The sequence below is a fragment of the Kitasatospora sp. NPDC088548 genome (genome assembly GCF_044753005.1).
In the GTDB taxonomy this organism is placed as follows: domain Bacteria; phylum Actinomycetota; class Actinomycetes; order Streptomycetales; family Streptomycetaceae; genus Kitasatospora.
The window spans coordinates 64,613-78,808 of the sequence record NZ_JBIVMI010000011.1; the positions used below are offsets into that span (position 1 = coordinate 64,613).

19 protein-coding genes are annotated in these 14,196 nt (G+C 68.6%); 14 read left to right on the forward strand and 5 right to left on the reverse strand.

Annotated elements, in window-relative coordinates; translation table 11 throughout:
- The first annotated feature begins 14 nt into the window (after positions 1-14).
- The 3 genes from ACIP82_RS16320 to ACIP82_RS16330 all read left to right on the forward strand — a co-directional run bounded on the left by ACIP82_RS16320 (position 15) and on the right by ACIP82_RS16330 (position 2,794).
- Positions 15-866: a helix-turn-helix transcriptional regulator gene (locus tag ACIP82_RS16320; RefSeq protein WP_363612008.1), complete on the forward strand. Its 852-nt coding sequence runs from the start codon at positions 15-17 to the stop codon at positions 864-866.
- A gap of 468 nt (positions 867-1,334) precedes the next feature.
- A complete protein-coding gene (locus tag ACIP82_RS16325) occupies positions 1,335-1,787 on the forward strand; it encodes an NUDIX domain-containing protein (protein WP_363612010.1) in 453 nt (150 codons plus the stop codon).
- Entirely contained in the window at positions 1,712-2,794 is a 1,083-nt protein-coding gene (locus tag ACIP82_RS16330) for a hypothetical protein (RefSeq protein WP_400653849.1), read from the forward strand. Before ACIP82_RS16325 ends, ACIP82_RS16330 begins: the two co-directional genes overlap by 76 nt.
- A gap of 310 nt (positions 2,795-3,104) precedes the next feature.
- On the opposite strand, the gene ACIP82_RS16335 is transcribed toward ACIP82_RS16330, so the two are convergent.
- Genes ACIP82_RS16335 through ACIP82_RS16345 form a run of 3 tightly spaced genes read right to left on the reverse strand, consistent with a single transcriptional unit; the run spans position 3,105 to position 4,445 of the window.
- Positions 3,105-3,296 carry a DUF397 domain-containing protein gene (locus ACIP82_RS16335; protein WP_400653851.1) on the reverse strand — a complete coding sequence of 64 codons (192 nt, stop codon included), beginning with the start codon at positions 3,294-3,296 and terminating at the stop codon, positions 3,105-3,107.
- A 41-nt stretch (positions 3,297-3,337) separates the two neighbouring features.
- Positions 3,338-3,529 carry a DUF397 domain-containing protein gene (locus tag ACIP82_RS16340; protein WP_400653853.1) on the reverse strand — a complete coding sequence of 64 codons (192 nt, stop codon included), beginning with the start codon at positions 3,527-3,529 and terminating at the stop codon, positions 3,338-3,340.
- On the reverse strand, positions 3,522-4,445 hold the full coding sequence (locus ACIP82_RS16345; RefSeq protein WP_400653855.1) for a helix-turn-helix domain-containing protein: 924 nt from the start codon (positions 4,443-4,445) through the stop codon (positions 3,522-3,524). The genes ACIP82_RS16340 and ACIP82_RS16345 overlap by 8 nt, the downstream gene beginning before the upstream one ends.
- 261 nt (positions 4,446-4,706) lie before the next feature.
- Here ACIP82_RS16345 and ACIP82_RS16350 point away from each other — a divergent pair, with 261 nt between their 5' ends.
- The 4 genes from ACIP82_RS16350 to ACIP82_RS16365 are packed head-to-tail and all read left to right on the forward strand — an operon-like array spanning position 4,707 to position 5,861.
- Complete coding sequence (locus ACIP82_RS16350) at positions 4,707-5,084, forward strand: ATP-binding protein (protein WP_400653857.1); 378 nt, start codon at positions 4,707-4,709, stop codon at positions 5,082-5,084.
- Positions 5,081-5,341, forward strand: a complete 261-nt coding sequence (locus ACIP82_RS16355) for a hypothetical protein (protein WP_363609343.1) — start codon at positions 5,081-5,083, stop codon at positions 5,339-5,341. The genes ACIP82_RS16350 and ACIP82_RS16355 overlap by 4 nt, the downstream gene beginning before the upstream one ends.
- Entirely contained in the window at positions 5,329-5,577 is a 249-nt protein-coding gene (locus ACIP82_RS16360; protein ID WP_363609341.1) for a hypothetical protein, read from the forward strand. Before ACIP82_RS16355 ends, ACIP82_RS16360 begins: the two co-directional genes overlap by 13 nt.
- A complete protein-coding gene (locus ACIP82_RS16365) occupies positions 5,574-5,861 on the forward strand; it encodes a hypothetical protein (RefSeq protein WP_400653859.1) in 288 nt (95 codons plus the stop codon). The genes ACIP82_RS16360 and ACIP82_RS16365 overlap by 4 nt, the downstream gene beginning before the upstream one ends.
- 88 nt (positions 5,862-5,949) lie before the next feature.
- Here the strand turns inward: ACIP82_RS16365 and ACIP82_RS16370 are convergent, their stop codons facing one another.
- Positions 5,950-6,669, reverse strand: coding sequence for an ABC transporter permease (locus ACIP82_RS16370; protein ID WP_363613565.1), 720 nt, complete (start codon positions 6,667-6,669; stop codon positions 5,950-5,952).
- 50 nt (positions 6,670-6,719) lie between these two features.
- The gene (locus ACIP82_RS16375) at positions 6,720-7,646 is read right to left on the reverse strand and encodes an ABC transporter ATP-binding protein (protein WP_400653861.1); all 927 of its coding nucleotides are present in this window, start codon (positions 7,644-7,646) and stop codon (positions 6,720-6,722) included.
- A 164-nt stretch (positions 7,647-7,810) separates the two neighbouring features.
- Here ACIP82_RS16375 and ACIP82_RS16380 point away from each other — a divergent pair, with 164 nt between their 5' ends.
- The 7 genes from ACIP82_RS16380 to sufU are packed head-to-tail and all read left to right on the forward strand — an operon-like array spanning position 7,811 to position 14,184.
- Positions 7,811-8,653, forward strand: a complete 843-nt coding sequence (locus ACIP82_RS16380; RefSeq protein ID WP_400653863.1) for a helix-turn-helix transcriptional regulator — start codon at positions 7,811-7,813, stop codon at positions 8,651-8,653.
- A gap of 9 nt (positions 8,654-8,662) precedes the next feature.
- Positions 8,663-10,078 carry a Fe-S cluster assembly protein SufB gene (sufB, locus tag ACIP82_RS16385; RefSeq protein ID WP_400653865.1) on the forward strand — a complete coding sequence of 472 codons (1,416 nt, stop codon included), beginning with the start codon at positions 8,663-8,665 and terminating at the stop codon, positions 10,076-10,078.
- 58 nt (positions 10,079-10,136) lie between these two features.
- A complete protein-coding gene (sufD, locus tag ACIP82_RS16390; protein ID WP_363613505.1) occupies positions 10,137-11,369 on the forward strand; it encodes a Fe-S cluster assembly protein SufD in 1,233 nt (410 codons plus the stop codon).
- Complete coding sequence (locus ACIP82_RS16395; RefSeq protein ID WP_188303622.1) at positions 11,369-11,686, forward strand: bifunctional 3-phenylpropionate/cinnamic acid dioxygenase ferredoxin subunit; 318 nt, start codon at positions 11,369-11,371, stop codon at positions 11,684-11,686. Before sufD ends, ACIP82_RS16395 begins: the two co-directional genes overlap by 1 nt.
- A 6-nt stretch (positions 11,687-11,692) precedes the next feature.
- Entirely contained in the window at positions 11,693-12,457 is a 765-nt protein-coding gene (sufC, locus tag ACIP82_RS16400) for a Fe-S cluster assembly ATPase SufC (protein ID WP_363613507.1), read from the forward strand.
- A complete protein-coding gene (locus ACIP82_RS16405) occupies positions 12,454-13,713 on the forward strand; it encodes a cysteine desulfurase (RefSeq protein WP_363613509.1) in 1,260 nt (419 codons plus the stop codon). The genes sufC and ACIP82_RS16405 overlap by 4 nt, the downstream gene beginning before the upstream one ends.
- Positions 13,714-13,731: 18 nt before the next feature.
- Positions 13,732-14,184 carry a Fe-S cluster assembly sulfur transfer protein SufU gene (gene sufU, locus ACIP82_RS16410; RefSeq protein ID WP_363613511.1) on the forward strand — a complete coding sequence of 151 codons (453 nt, stop codon included), beginning with the start codon at positions 13,732-13,734 and terminating at the stop codon, positions 14,182-14,184.
- Positions 14,185-14,196 lie beyond the last annotated feature (12 nt).

The window sequence follows — 14,196 nt, forward strand, 5'->3', positions numbered from 1 at the left end:
CGGACAGCCAGCTCATGCCGTCAGCTTCCCCGTCATCCAGCGCTCAAGCCGCACGGAAGGCGCTCGCAGATCGACTTCAGGGCATCCGGAAGGATGCGGGGATCAACGGGCGTGAACTGTCTGCCCGGTGTGGCTGGCACCCTGCCAAGACCTCACGCATCCAGGATGGCCAAACCGCCCCGTCCGAAGCCGACATCAGGGCGTGGTGCGAGGCGTGCGGAGCCGGAGATCAGGTGGACGACCTGATCGCGGTGTCAAGGGCCGTCGAGTCCATGTACATGGAGTGGCGAAGGCTTCGGGCCGGCGGCCTTCGGAACCTCCAGGACTCGTACGCCAAGCTGTACGAGGAGACCAAGGCGTTTCGCTTCTACACCTCGGACGTGATCCCTGGTGTTCTCCAGACCTCGGCTTATGCGACAGCGATCATGTCCCGCTTTGTTGATGCGAGCCGGACGTCCGATGACCTGGAGCGGGCTGTCGCGGCCAAGATGGAGCGGGCGAAGGTGATCCATACTGGTGATCACCGCTTCGTTTTTGTCGTTGAAGAGTCCGTGCTGCGCTACCGGCTCGGGAACGCGGAGGTGATGGCAGGTCAACTTGGGCATTTGCTCGCCGTCATCTCACTGCCGCGTGTCAGCCTGGGGATCATTCCATTCACCGCTGAGCGGACCATATGGCCCGTGGAGTCCTTCCGGGTCCACGACGATCAGCGAGTGCAGGTCGAACTCGTCTCAGCTGCCGTGAACGTGACGACGCCCGGTGAGGTGCGCGAGTACGTACGAACGTTCGCTGAGCTGCAATCACTTGCCGTCTATGGGGCAGAGGCTCGGGCTCTTATCGTGGCGGCGACAGAGGCACTGGGCTGATCAGAGCGCAACTATCCGCAACTTTCTTGAGGCCGGCTTCTGGCTCTTCCTACGCTCGTCACGAGAGGTGAATCCCGAGCGAAGAGGAGCCGGCTATGTCTGGCTGAGTACGACTCCAGCGTCGCCGCTGCTGTGTGCTCGAAGCCGTGTTCGTCCGGCTGGCCGTTCTGCGAGTGAGGCGAAGCGAAGTGCCTGCGCAAGGGGCCGGCCGAGGAGCACGCTGGGTGGCTGCTGTTCGATCTCTGCACCCCGGCTCTCTGGGTCGTCCACCGCCCCAGGAGCGTAAGTTCCCGTAGCTGCCGCCGCAGCCGCGCAAGCGGTCGCGCATACGAAGCGCGGGCGCTATCGGCACCGCCGCTGACATTACGTAGGGTGATCAGAATATCACGGATTTGGTGTGCGGGTCGTCGGGTGCGGGATGGTGGGTCGACCGCGCGAGCGGCGTGCGGACGTGGAAGGGGCCGAACGTTGAAGAAGATCGCTGCGAAGCTCTGGCGGATCATCAGGGGTCCGATGCAGTGGCGCGTTCTGTGGCTGTGGCACTCGAAGTTCATGGTCGGCGTGACGGGCATCGTTCGTGACCAGGACGGCCGAGTGCTGCTGCTGAAGCACCGGATGTGGCCGGAGGGTCGGCAGTGGGGCTTGCCAACCGGCTACGCGAACGCGAAGGAGACCTTCGAGGACACCATCGTGCGCGAGGTCCGCGAGGAGGCCGGGCTCACGGTGAAGGTGTGCGAGCTGGCGCACCTGAAGAGCGGTTACAAGCTGCGTGTCGAAGTCGCCTACGAGGCCCTGTACGTCAGCGGCCGGATCAAGGTGGCCTCGTTCGAGATCCTGGAGGCTCGATGGTTCTCACCGGACAATCTTCCCGAGGGAGTGCAGGAGTCGCACCAACAGTTGATCGGACGTCGGCGGTTCTGACCCTCGGTCGATCGCTCACGCCCTCGTGCCTGGGGCCGAACGAGCACCTGGCCGGCGACCTGGCCGAGCAGTCCGAGCTGGCGTATCTGCTGGCCGCGCGACGGGCGACGACGGCGCTCGACCAGGCGCACCCGCACGTGACGTTCTCGCTGCTGCACTGGGTGCTGGACACCTGGGTGGATGACGCGGCGCGGGAGGTGTTCCGGCAGGGCGCGTATCTACTGGCCGACCGGTACCGGGAATTGGGATTGAGTCAGCTGTTGCCGATTGATCGGGTGTGGGTCGGGGTGCGCTCGATCCGGTCCGATGCGTTCGGCGGGTTTCACCACCCGAACCAGGGTTACCGGCATCTCCAGTTGGCGTCGGTGATCACGCGGTACGGGCGGCTGAGCGATCCCCGGTTGGCCTCACCGGAGCTGGTGGCGCTTGACTTGCTGCGGTCCTACGCTCATGACTGCCTGCACTTCGGTTCGTTCCGTGAGTACCGGCTTCACGAGGGGCAGGTGATACGCAGCCGGTACGGGATCAACTGGCGTGACCTACAAGGGCGAACGTACTCCGCCCGCGATAGGGACGACGCCACGTCGACGCGGAATCTGGGCATCGTGATGGAGGGGGCCACTGATCGGGAGGCCCGGACGATCGCAGCTGCGGTGGCCGACCGCCTGGGCCTGGCCGGGCGCGTCGCCGTGCATGACCGCCTGGCTTTCCGCGATACCACGGGGCGGCTGGAGCCGGCCGACTTCGACCACGTCGAGCCCGGTGTTGCGACCCTGTTCCACCTGGCGATGGCCGGATACGAACACGGCGTCGGGGCTCGGTACCAGTGCTTCCTCGCAGAGATGGGCGGGGCCGACGCGGAGACGTTGCACGAACTGATAGTCGGGGCCGTGATCACCGGTGATCTGGCCAAGCTGGCGGGGTGGCTCGATCAGCGGCACGGTTCACGAGCGTTCCCCCGTATCTTCCGCTCGCCGGCCTACACGGGACCTGACCCCGGAGAGTAGGACCGGGACAGACCCTCGGTACGCCGGGCTGGTCGACCGATACCGGAGGGACCTGGAATCACCGGGCTCGACCCCTGTCTATCCCGCGTCTCTTGGCCCGTCTCACTGTCGGTTCGGACCAGCTTTCGGCGCTAGGTTCCGCGGACACCTTTCCGGCGGCCACCTTGGCCGCGCTGAGCTCTTCCTCTGTCTGACGGCTGGCGATCAGGGGCCCCGGTGTGTCGGACTCGCTGTTGACGCGTGCGGTCACGGCGGCCCCTCGCTCGGGTGAGCGAGGGGCCGCCGGTGGGTGTGGGGGTCAGGCGGTGGGTCAGGCGTGGTGGTCGAATTCGCCGGCTTTGGCGCCTTGGAGGAACTTGGCGAATTTGGTGGGGGTGGTGCGGACGATGATGTCGCCGGTGTCGGATTCGCGTAGTTCGACCAGGCCGTTGACGGTACGCACTTCGATGCAGTTGTCGCTTGCGGCGGAGTAGCTGGATTTCTGCCAGTTGGTGTTGAACATCTCAGCCCCAGGTCGTGAGGGGTGTTGCTGGTTGGCGTGGGTCAGGCGTGGTGGTCGAATTCGCCTGCCTTGATGCCTTGGAGGAACTTGGCGAACTTGGTGGGGGTGGTGCGGACGATGATGTCGCCGGTGTCGGATTCGCGTAGTTCGACCAGGCCGTTGGCGGTACGCACCTCGACGCATTCGTTGGTCGCGCCGCTGTAGCTGGATTTCTGCCACTTGGATTCAGACATACCTGTCTTCCACTTCTTTTTTGATGAATCGAATGAAGTCCCGCGACTCTTCATCAGAGAGTGCAATGGAGTCCATACGGTTGAAGATGGCGCGGTGCTTGGCCAGGTCTGCCGGGGCGTCGAAGAACAGTACGCCGTGGGCGACGTCCAGCTGAACGGTATCCAATTCGGAGACACTCGCCTCGGCGAAGGTAAGATTCTCGGCCGCGCCAGGGAACGTGTCGACGGCGAAAGGCATCACGCGGATCGAGATGCCGGCCTGCTCCGAGTCTTCGACAAGGGCGTCGAGCTGATCGGCAAGTACTTCGGGGCCGCCGAACTGCATGCGCAATGCAGCCTCGTGGATGAAGGCGCGGAGAGGCGTCGTGCCGGAGCGGACAAGCTGCTGGCGTTGCACACGGAAGGCGGTCCGGACGTCGATGTCCTTGCGGGGCAGAGGCGGGTAGACCCGAGTGAAGACGGCGGAGGCGTAGGCGCCGGTCTGGAGCAAGCCGGGAATGTAGTTGGTGGTGCATGTCGAGAGCTTCTTCGCGAAGCTCTCGATCTCCGCGACTTCAAGGAAGTGTGTCGTCAGGACCTCGCGGTACTCCTCCCACCAGCCCTTCCCGCGTTCCGTGATGATGTTGGCGAGCGCATCGATCAGCGGCCGATTGTCGCAGTTGCACGCTGCGGCGATGGTGTGCAGACGGTCGACACTGATGCCGATCCGCCCTGATTCCATCTGGGTGACCTGCGCGGGACTCATTCCGACGATGTGGCCGAGTTGAGAGCCTCCGAAGCCAGCCTGCTCGCGCATCCTTCGTAGTTCGATGCCGAGCCTGCGCTGGCGGAGGGTTGGGCTGGGGCGCGGGGGCATGGCTTCCTTCCAAGCGCGCAGTCCAGACAAGTGTGCCGCGCTGACTGAGTGAAGGTCCATCTTGGGCGGCTGCGTACCACCATAGAGTGAAGAAAATCCACAAGCACAAAAACTGGATACTGACGTGCGCTATGGTCGTCTTCACGGTCGGTCCGACGGATCGTCAGTAACGCCTGTTTCCCGGGCAGTAGGCGCCTGCTGCCCCCGCACCGCAGAGCAGCCATGCGTGGCGTCACCAGTCCCGTTCTGGCCTGGCTCACGGCGATGTTTCCGCCGGTGAACGACGAACCCCACACCCGCACCCTCACGGAGGTTCCCCTCATGTGTGCCTTCAGCCTGCCCGAAATCCCCGACTGGTCCGCTGCCCGTGCGGAGCTGAGTGACGCGATGTCCCTCGCCGGATGGCCGGACGACGCCATCTACGACGCCGAACTCGCCCTCCATGAGCTGTACTTCAACGCCTGGAAGCACGGCGGGAGCCCCGCGCCGACCGTCGTCATCCTCCTCCTCGAAGGCCGCAGCCTGCGTGTCTGCGTCAGCGACGACAACCCCGTGCTGCCCGAGCCGCGCGAGTGCGCCGACCCCTACGCGCAGTCCGGCCGGGGCCTGCACCTGGTCCGCGAGCTCACCCACCGCTTCGGCACCACGCCCCGCAAGAACGGTAAAATCGTATGGTTCGAGCTGGACGCCGCCGCGTGAGCGCCCGCCACCGGCCCCTCGCCCCGGACGACCCCCGGATGCGCGAGTACACCGAGGCCCAGGTCACCGCGCTCCTCGGCGAACTCCGCGAGCGAGGCCGCCCCCACGGCATCCTCTGGGGCTCCGCCACCACCCACAACGGCACCGTCGACGGCCGCGTCCTGATCGACTTCGGCAACGCGCCCGTCAGCACGCTCCTCAACCTCCTCCACCTGCTCCGCGAAGCCGGGCGGGGCGGTGACCCGTGGGAGTCGTGATCCCCCTCGCCACCAGCTCCACCCAGCCGGCCCACGTCGAGCGCACCACCGTCCCCTACCTCACCGTCGAACACGTCCCCGACGCCACCGTCCAGCTCCGCCTCGCCGTCGACCTCGACGTGGCCGCCGGACCGGGGGAGCAGCTCGCCTTCCCCCTCACCCGCGACCAGGCCGAGGAACTCCTCCACGGCCTCGCCGCCCACCTCGGCACCCGCGTCCTTGGGATCCGCCGATGACACCCGGCACCGTCAACTTCCTGATCGGCGCGGCGTTCGTGGCCCTCCTCGCCCTCGCGATCGCCACCGTGATCCTCGGCGTCCTCGCGACCCTGAGGATGCCGCACCCCGGCGAACGGGCAGCCACCCCGCCACCGCCCCCGATCACCCGCCACGGCCGCTGGGAACTGCGCCAACTCCCCGACGGCACCGCCGAATACGCCTGGATCGCCCGCCAGGCCGGCCACTACGGCCCCGAAACCCACAACCCCACCCCCCAGGGGCGTCACCGCATACCCGCCTGACCCCGCAGACAGCGAACGGGCCCTCGCCGAAGCGGCGAGGGCCCGTCTGCTCTGTGTCCGGCGACCGGTCGCCCGTCGTCGCCCCCGCTCACTCCCAGCGGAAGAAGCGGGCGGCCGCGGCCAGGGCGAGGACGGCCCAGCCGGTCAGGATGCCGAGGTCGGCCCAGGGGACGCCGGCGCCGGTCTGGAGCACCGAGCGCAGGCCGTCGGAGAGGGCGGCGATCGGGAGGAGTTCCAGCACCGACTGGACGGCGGACGGGAACTTGCTCAGCGGGACGATCACCCCGCCGGCCAGCAGCAGCAGGATGAAGACCAGGTTGGCGGCGGCCAGCGTGGCCTCGGCCCGCAGGGTGCCGGCCATCAGCAGGCCGAGCCCGGAGAAGGCGGCGGTGCCGAGGACGAGGAGGGCGAGAACGGCGAGGGGGTTGCCCTGCGGGGACCAGCCGAGGGCGAGGGCGATCACCGAGAGCAGCGCTACCTGCAGCGCCTCGGTGACCAGCACACAGCCCGTCTTGGCGGTGAGCAGCGCCCAGCGGGGGAGCGGGCTGGCGCCGAGCCGCTTCAGCACCCCGTAGCGCCGTTCGAACCCGGTGGCGATGGCCTGCCCGGTGAAGGCGGTGGACATCACGGCGAGCGCGAGCAGCCCGGGTGCCAGGAAGTCGACCCGCTTGCCGGGGCCGTCCACGGCGACGATGTCCACCGAGGAGAACAGCACCAGCAGCACGGTCGGGATGATCACGGTGAGCAGCAGCTGCTCACCGTTGCGCAGCAGCATCTTCGTCTCGAAGGCGGTCTGGGCGAGCAGCATCCGGCCGACGGGGGCGGCGCCCGGCCGCGGCGAGTAGTCGGTGGTCGTGGTCACGAGCGGAGGTCCCGTCCGGTCAGGTCGAGGAAGACGTCTTCGAGGCTGCGCCGCTGCACGGTGAGGCGCTCGGGGAGGATGCCGGTGGCGGCGCACCAGCCGGTGACGGTGGCCAGCAGCTGCGGATCGACGGGGGCCTCCACGCGGTAGCTGCCGGGGGCGGTCTCGGCGGCGGTCGCGCCGTCCGGCAGTTCCTTGAGCAGGGTGGCGAGGTCGAGGCCGGGCGGGCCGTCGAAGCGCAGGCTGCTCTCGGCGCCGCCGCGGCAGAGCTCGTCGGGGGTGCCGGTGGCGATGACCCGGCCCCGGTCGACGATCGCGACCTGGTCGGCGAGCTGCTCGGCCTCGTCCATGTGGTGCGTGGTGACGACCACGGTCACGCCGTCCCGGCGCAGGTCGCGGACCAGGTCCCAGGTGGCGCGGCGGGCCTGCGGGTCGAGGCCCGCGGTGGGCTCGTCCAGGAAGACGAGTTCGGGGCGGCCGACCACGGCCATGGCGAGGGCGAGGCGCTGCTGCTGGCCGCCGGAGAGCCGGCGGTAGGTGGTGCGGCCGCAGGAGTCGAGGCCGAGGCGTTCGACCAGGGCGTCCACGTCCAGCGGGTGGGCGTGCAGCTTCGCGGTGTGCCGGAGCATCTCGACGGCGCGCGCGCCCGCGTAGACGCCGCCGGACTGCAGCATCACGCCGATCTGGGGCCGCAGCCGCGCGCTCTGGGCGACCGGGTCGAGGCCGAGGACGCGGACGGTGCCGGCGTCCGGGCGGCGGTAGCCCTCGCAGGTCTCGATGGTGGTGGTCTTGCCGGCGCCGTTGGGGCCGAGGACGGCGGTGATGGCGCCGCGTGCGAGGGTGAGGTCGAGACCGTCCACCGCGGTCTTCGCGCCGTAGCGCTTGACCAGCCCGGTGATCTGGACCGCGGGTCCGGAGTGCATACCGGCGAGTGTAAGAGGCACGCACGCCGCACCCCGACGGCGGCCTCTTTGATCGTTTTTCCAGGCCAGGTAAGGCTTGCCTGCGTGACAGATGCCACCGATGAGGCATCGGTCACGGCTTGTCCCGACGGAAGTAATTACGCAACACTGGTGTTGTGAAAAACATGCGCGAGCACACCACGCACCAGGAGGCCGAGACGGCCCCCGGCTGCGCCGTGCCCGCGACGGCGGCCGAGGTGCTGCTGGACGGCCACCGCGCCACCCGGGACCGGGTCGCGCGGTCGATCCTCGACCACGGCCCCTCCTCCGCCGCCGACCTGGCGAACCGGCTCGGTCTGACCACCGCCGCCGTCCGCCGCCACCTGGACGGCCTGACCGTCGCCGGCCTGGTCGAGTCCCGCGAGCAGCGGGTCTACGGCAGCCGCGGCCGGGGCCGCCCGGCCAAGGTCTTCGCCCTCACCGACGGCGGGCGGGACGCCTTCTACCAGGCGTACGACCAGCTCGCGGCCGACGCGCTGCGCTGGATCGCCGACTCGGTGGGCGGCGGCAAGGCGGGCGAGGAGGCGGTCGCCGCCTTCGCCCGGGCCCGGTTCGGCAAGCAGGGCGAGAAGTATCTCGAAGCCCTGCGGCAGGCGGCGGCCGGCGAGCGCACCGAGGCGCTCGCCCAGGCGCTGAGCGCGGACGGGTACGCTGCCACGGTGCGGCGGGTCCCGTCGGCCGCGGCCAAGGCCCCGGCGGGCGCCCAGCTCTGCCAGCACCACTGCCCGGTCGCGCACATCGCCGAGCAGTTCCCCCAGCTCTGCGAGGCGGAGACCGAGGTCTTCTCGCGGCTCCTGGGCACCCATGTGCAACGACTGGCCACCATCGCCCACGGCGACGGGGTCTGCACCACCTATGTGCCGGCACCCGGTGCCGCATCGTCGTCCACCCCGCGTACCGCAGGCGAGGACTCCGATGCAGTGCCGACTGCCGGTACGTCCACCGAAGATTCAGCGTCCGCGCGTTAGGAAGCTCGCATGACTGACACCGTTTCGCACCCGGAGCTCGAAGGCCTGGGCACCTACGAGTACGGCTGGGCGGACCCGGACACCGCCGGTGCCACCGCCAAGCGAGGGCTCAGCGAGGACGTCGTCCGCGATATCTCGGCGAAGAAGAACGAGTCCGAGTGGATGCTCAACCTGCGTCTCAAGGGCCTGAAGCTGTTCGGCAAGAAGCCCATGCCGACCTGGGGCTCCGACCTCTCCGGCATCGACTTCGACAACATCAAGTACTTCGTCCGCTCCACCGAGAAGCAGGCCGAGTCCTGGGAGGACCTGCCCGCGGACATCAAGGCGACCTACGACAAGCTGGGCATCCCGGAGGCGGAGAAGCAGCGCCTGGTCGCCGGTGTCGCCGCGCAGTACGAGTCCGAGGTCGTCTACCACCAGATCCGCGAGGACCTGGAGCAGCAGGGCGTCATCTTCCTGGACACCGACACCGCGCTGCGCGAGCACCCGGAGATCTTCAAGGAGTACTTCGGCACCGTCATCCCGGCCGGTGACAACAAGTTCGCCGCGCTGAACACGGCGGTCTGGTCCGGCGGGTCCTTCATCTACGTGCCGAAGGGTGTCCACGTCGACATCCCGCTCCAGGCCTACTTCCGGATCAACACCGAGAACATGGGCCAGTTCGAGCGGACGCTGATCATCGTCGACGAGGACGCCTACGTCCACTACGTCGAGGGCTGCACCGCGCCGATCTACTCCTCCGACTCGCTGCACTCCGCGGTCGTCGAGATCATCGTCAAGAAGGGCGGCCGCTGCCGCTACACGACCATCCAGAACTGGTCGAACAACGTCTACAACCTGGTCACCAAGCGCGCCGTGGCGTACGAGGGCGCGACCATGGAGTGGGTCGACGGCAACATCGGCTCCAAGGTCACCATGAAGTACCCGGCCGTCTACCTGATGGGCGAGCACGCCAAGGGCGAGACCCTGTCGATCGCCTTCGCCGGTGAGGGCCAGCACCAGGACGCCGGCGCCAAGATGGTCCACATGGCGCCGAACACCTCCTCCAACATCGTCTCCAAGTCGGTGGCGCGAGGCGGCGGCCGCACCTCCTACCGCGGCCTGATCGAGATCGGCGAGGGCTCCAAGGGCGCCAAGTCCAACGTGCTCTGCGACGCGCTGCTGGTCGACACCATCTCCCGCTCGGACACCTACCCGTACGTGGACGTCCGCGAGGACGACGTGTCCATGGGCCACGAGGCGACGGTCTCCAAGGTCAGCGAGGACCAGCTGTTCTACCTGATGAGCCGGGGCATGACCGAGTTCGAGGCGATGGCGATGATCGTCCGCGGCTTCGTCGAGCCGATCGCCCGCGAGCTGCCGATGGAGTACGCGCTGGAGCTGAACCGGCTGATCGAGCTGCAGATGGAGGGCTCCGTCGGCTGACGAACGGCCGCACGCAGTCCAGTCCGCACTTTTTGAGGAAGAGAGCACCACGACAGCCATGGCTGACGTCAACACCCCCACCGGCTCCACCACCGCCGGTTCGATCGAGGTCGGTACGGCCGGCGCGGGCGCGCAGCTCGCCGGCCCCGGCACCGGCCGCGCCACCGTCCAGCAGCCGATCGACGCCCGCGTCGCCGTCGAGCCCTCGTACGAGGTCGGCGACTTCCCGGTGCCGACCGGCCGCGAGGAGGACTGGCGCTTCACCCCGCTGCACCGGCTGGGTGGCCTGCACGACGGCTCCGCGGCGCAGGCCGCCCAGGGCGAGGACAAGGTCGAGCTGAGCCTGCCGGACGGCGTCACCGCCGAGACCGTCGGCCGCGACGACGCCCGCCTGGGCAAGGCGGGCAAGCCGGTCGACCGGGTCGCGGCGCAGGCGTTCAGCGGCTTCGAGCAGGCGCTCGTGGTCACCGTCCCCAAGGAGACGGTGCTCACCGAGCCGGTGAAGATCGACGTGCACGGCGAGGGCGGCACCCGCTTCGCCCACGTGGTGATCGACGTCAAGCCGTTCGCCGAGGCCGTGGTCGTGATCAACCACACCGGCACCGGCACCCGCGCGGCCAACGTCGAGCTGCTGGTCGGCGACGGCGCCAAGCTCACCTTCGTCTCCGTCCAGGACTGGGACCGGGACGCGGTGCACGCCGCCCAGCAGACCGCCCTGATCGGCCGGGACGCCTCGCTGAAGTCCGTGGTCGTCACCTTCGGCGGCGACCTGGTCCGCATCCACCCGCGGGTCAGGTACGCCGCGCCCGGCGGCGAGGCCGAACTCTTCGGCCTCTACTTCGCCGACGCCGGCCAGCACCTGGAGCACCGTCTGGTCATCGACCACGACACCCCGCACTGCCGCTCCAACGTGGTGTACAAGGGCGCGCTGCAGGGCCAGGACGCGCACGCCGTCTGGGTCGGCGACGTGCTGATCCGCGCCGCCGCCGAGGGCACCGACACCTACGAGCACAACCGCAACCTGGTGCTCACCGACGGCGCCCGGGTCGACTCCATCCCCAACCTGGAGATCGAGACCGGCGAGATCGTCGGCGCCGGCCACGCCTCCGCGACCGGCCGCTTCGACGACGAGCAGCTCTTCTACCTGCAGGCCCGCGGCATCCCGGCCGGCGAGGCCCGCCGCCTGGTCGTCCGCGGCTTCTTCGCCGAGCTGGTCCAGCAGATCGGCGTCGCCGAGATCCAGGACCAGCTGATGGAGAAGATCGAGGCCGAGCTGGAAGCGGCGGTCTGATGAGTTTCCTGCGTGCCTGCGCGCTGAGCGACCTGCAGGAGGACGTGCCCAAGCGCGTCGACCTCAACGGTGTGCCGGTCTCCATCGTCCGTACCGACGAGGGGGTGTTCGCGATCAACGACACCTGCTCGCACGCGAACGTCTCGCTCTCGGAGGGCGAGGTCGAGGACTGCATGATCGAGTGCTGGCTGCACGGCTCCAGCTTCGACCTGCGCACCGGCAAGCCCTCCGGCCTGCCCGCCACCAAGCCGGTCGCTGTCTACCCCGTAAAGATCGAAGGGGACGATGTGCTCGTCTCCGTCAACCAGGAGTCCTGAGTACACATGGCAACCCTTGAAATCCGCGACCTGCACGTCTCCGTCGAGGCCGAGAACGGCCCCCGGGAGATCCTGAAGGGCGTGGACCTGACCGTGAAGCAGGGCGAGACCCACGCGATCATGGGTCCGAACGGCTCCGGCAAGTCCACCCTCGCGTACTCGCTGGCCGGTCACCCGAAGTACACCGTCACCAGCGGCTCGGTGCTGCTGGACGGCGAGGACGTCCTGGAGATGTCCGTCGACGAGCGCGCCCGGGCCGGCGTCTTCCTGGCCATGCAGTACCCGGTCGAGGTCCCGGGCGTCTCGGTCAGCAACTTCCTGCGGACCGCCGCCACCGCCGTCCGCGGCGAGGCCCCGAAGCTGCGCACCTGGGTGAAGGAGGTCAAGGAGGCGATGGCCGCCCTCCAGATGGACCCGGCCTTCGCCGAGCGCAACGTCAACGAGGGCTTCTCCGGCGGCGAGAAGAAGCGCCACGAGATCCTCCAGCTGGAGCTGCTCAAGCCGAAGATCGCGATCCTCGACGAGACCGACTCCGGCCTGGACGTCGACGCGCTGCGGGTCGTCTCCGAGGGCATCAACCGGGTCCGCTCGACCGGCGAGGTCGGCACCCTGCTGGTCACGCACTACACCCGCATCCTGCGGTACATCAAGCCCGACTACGTCCACGTCTTCGCGGCCGGCCGCATCGTCGAGTCCGGCGGCGCGGAGCTGGCCGACAAGCTGGAGAACGAGGGCTACGAGGCTTACGTGAAGGGCGGCGCTTCCGAGTGACCAACCCCCTGTCGGGCCTGCTCGACACCGACGCGATCCGCAAGGACTTCCCGGTCCTGCAGCGCGTGCTGCACGGCGACAAGCCGCTGGTCTACCTGGACAACGCGGCCACCTCGCAGAAGCCGCGCCAGGTGCTGGAAGCCCTGACCGCCTACTACGAGCAGCACAACGCCAATGTGCACCGCGGGGTGCACGTGCTGGCCGAGGAGGCCACGGCGCTGTACGAGGGCGCCCGCGACAAGGTCGCGGCGTTCGTCAACGCGCCCAGCCGCAACGAGGTGATCTTCACCAAGAACGCCTCGGAGTCGCTCAACCTGGTCGCCAACATGCTCGGCTGGGCCGACGAGCCCTACCGGGTGGACGCCGACTCCGAGATCGTCATCACGGAGATGGAGCACCACTCCAACATCGTCCCGTGGCAGCTGCTCTCGCAGCGCACCGGCGCGAAGCTGAAGTGGTTCGGGCTGACCGACGAGGGCCGGCTCGACCTGTCGAACATCGACGAGCTGATCACCGAGAAGACCAAGGTGGTCTCGTTCACCCTGGTCTCCAACCTGCTGGGCACCGTCAACCCGGTCGAGACCATCGTGCGCAAGGCCCAGTCGGTCGGCGCGCTGGTCGTCATCGACGCCTCGCAGGCCGCGCCGCACATGGTGCTGGACGTGCAGGCGCTGGAGGCCGACTTCGTCGCCTTCACCGGCCACAAGATGCTGGCCCCGACCGGCATCGGCGTGCTCTGGGGCCGCCAGGAGCTGCTGGAGGACCTCCCGCCGTTCCTGGGCGGCGGCGAGATGATCGAGACCGTCACGATGGGCTCGTCCACCTACGCCCCGGCGCCGCACAAGTTCGAGGCGGGCACCCCGCCGATCGCGCAGGCGGTCGGGCTCGGGGCGGCCATCGACTACCTGTCGGGCATCGGCATGGAGAAGATCGCCGCGCACGAGCACGCCATCACCGAGTACGCGGTGGAGCGCCTGCTGGAGGTCCCCGACCTGCGGATCATCGGTCCGCGCACGGCCGTGGACCGGGGCGCCGCGATCTCCTTCACGCTCGGCGACATCCACCCGCACGACGTGGGCCAGGTGCTGGACGAGCAGGGCATCGCCGTGCGCGTCGGCCACCACTGCGCGCGGCCGGTCTGCCTGCGGTACGGAATTCCGGCGACCACGCGGGCGTCGTTCTATCTGTACTCGACGCCGGGCGAGGTCGACGCGCTGATCGACGGTCTGCACCACGTCCGGAACTTCTTCGGCTGACGGGACTGGGCCCACCACATGAAGCTCGACTCGATGTACCAGGACATCATCCTGGACCACTACCGCAACCCCCACGGCAAGGGGCTGCGGGACGGCGACGCCGAGGTGCACCACGTCAACCCGACCTGCGGTGACGAGATCACCCTGCGGGTGCGGCTCGACGGCGCCACGGTCGCGGACGTCTCCTACGAGTCACAGGGCTGTTCCATCAGCCAGGCCAGCGCCTCGGTGCTGAACGACCTGGTGGTCGGCAAGACCGTCGGCGAGGCGCAGGCCGTCCAGGAGGCGTTCCTGGAGCTGATGCAGAGCAAGGGCCAGGGCGAGGGCGACGAGGAGGTGCTGGAGGACGCGGTCGCGTTCGCCGGTGTCTCCAAGTACCCGGCCCGGGTCAAGTGCGCCCTGCTCAGCTGGATGGCCTGGAAGGACGCCACCGCCAAGGCGCTCGCCGGGCAACCCGCCGTCAACGACTGACACCGCAGAGGA

What these genes read in the sequence shown, in the direction of transcription:
- ACIP82_RS16370 (WP_363613565.1), bottom strand. Translation starts at nt 6,669, where the DNA reads ATGCTGCTCGCCCAGACCGCCTTCGAGACGAAGATGCTGCTGCGCAAC.
- ACIP82_RS16345 (WP_400653855.1), bottom strand. Translation starts at nt 4,445, where the DNA reads ATGGACCTTCACTCAGTCAGCGCGGCACACTTGTCTGGACTGCGCGCT.
- ACIP82_RS16320 (WP_363612008.1), top strand. Translation starts at nt 15, where the DNA reads ATGCCGTCAGCTTCCCCGTCATCCAGCGCTCAAGCCGCACGGAAGGCG.
- sufB (WP_400653865.1), top strand. Translation starts at nt 8,663, where the DNA reads ATGACTGACACCGTTTCGCACCCGGAGCTCGAAGGCCTGGGCACCTAC.
- ACIP82_RS16380 (WP_400653863.1), top strand. Translation starts at nt 7,811, where the DNA reads ATGCGCGAGCACACCACGCACCAGGAGGCCGAGACGGCCCCCGGCTGC.
- ACIP82_RS16395 (WP_188303622.1), top strand. Translation starts at nt 11,369, where the DNA reads ATGAGTTTCCTGCGTGCCTGCGCGCTGAGCGACCTGCAGGAGGACGTG.
- ACIP82_RS16330 (WP_400653849.1), top strand. Translation starts at nt 1,712, where the DNA reads ATGGTTCTCACCGGACAATCTTCCCGAGGGAGTGCAGGAGTCGCACCA.
- sufD (WP_363613505.1), top strand. Translation starts at nt 10,137, where the DNA reads ATGGCTGACGTCAACACCCCCACCGGCTCCACCACCGCCGGTTCGATC.
- ACIP82_RS16365 (WP_400653859.1), top strand. Translation starts at nt 5,574, where the DNA reads ATGACACCCGGCACCGTCAACTTCCTGATCGGCGCGGCGTTCGTGGCC.
- sufU (WP_363613511.1), top strand. Translation starts at nt 13,732, where the DNA reads ATGAAGCTCGACTCGATGTACCAGGACATCATCCTGGACCACTACCGC.
- sufC (WP_363613507.1), top strand. Translation starts at nt 11,693, where the DNA reads ATGGCAACCCTTGAAATCCGCGACCTGCACGTCTCCGTCGAGGCCGAG.
- ACIP82_RS16375 (WP_400653861.1), bottom strand. Translation starts at nt 7,646, where the DNA reads ATGCACTCCGGACCCGCGGTCCAGATCACCGGGCTGGTCAAGCGCTAC.
- ACIP82_RS16335 (WP_400653851.1), bottom strand. Translation starts at nt 3,296, where the DNA reads ATGTTCAACACCAACTGGCAGAAATCCAGCTACTCCGCCGCAAGCGAC.
- ACIP82_RS16340 (WP_400653853.1), bottom strand. Translation starts at nt 3,529, where the DNA reads ATGTCTGAATCCAAGTGGCAGAAATCCAGCTACAGCGGCGCGACCAAC.
- ACIP82_RS16350 (WP_400653857.1), top strand. Translation starts at nt 4,707, where the DNA reads ATGTGTGCCTTCAGCCTGCCCGAAATCCCCGACTGGTCCGCTGCCCGT.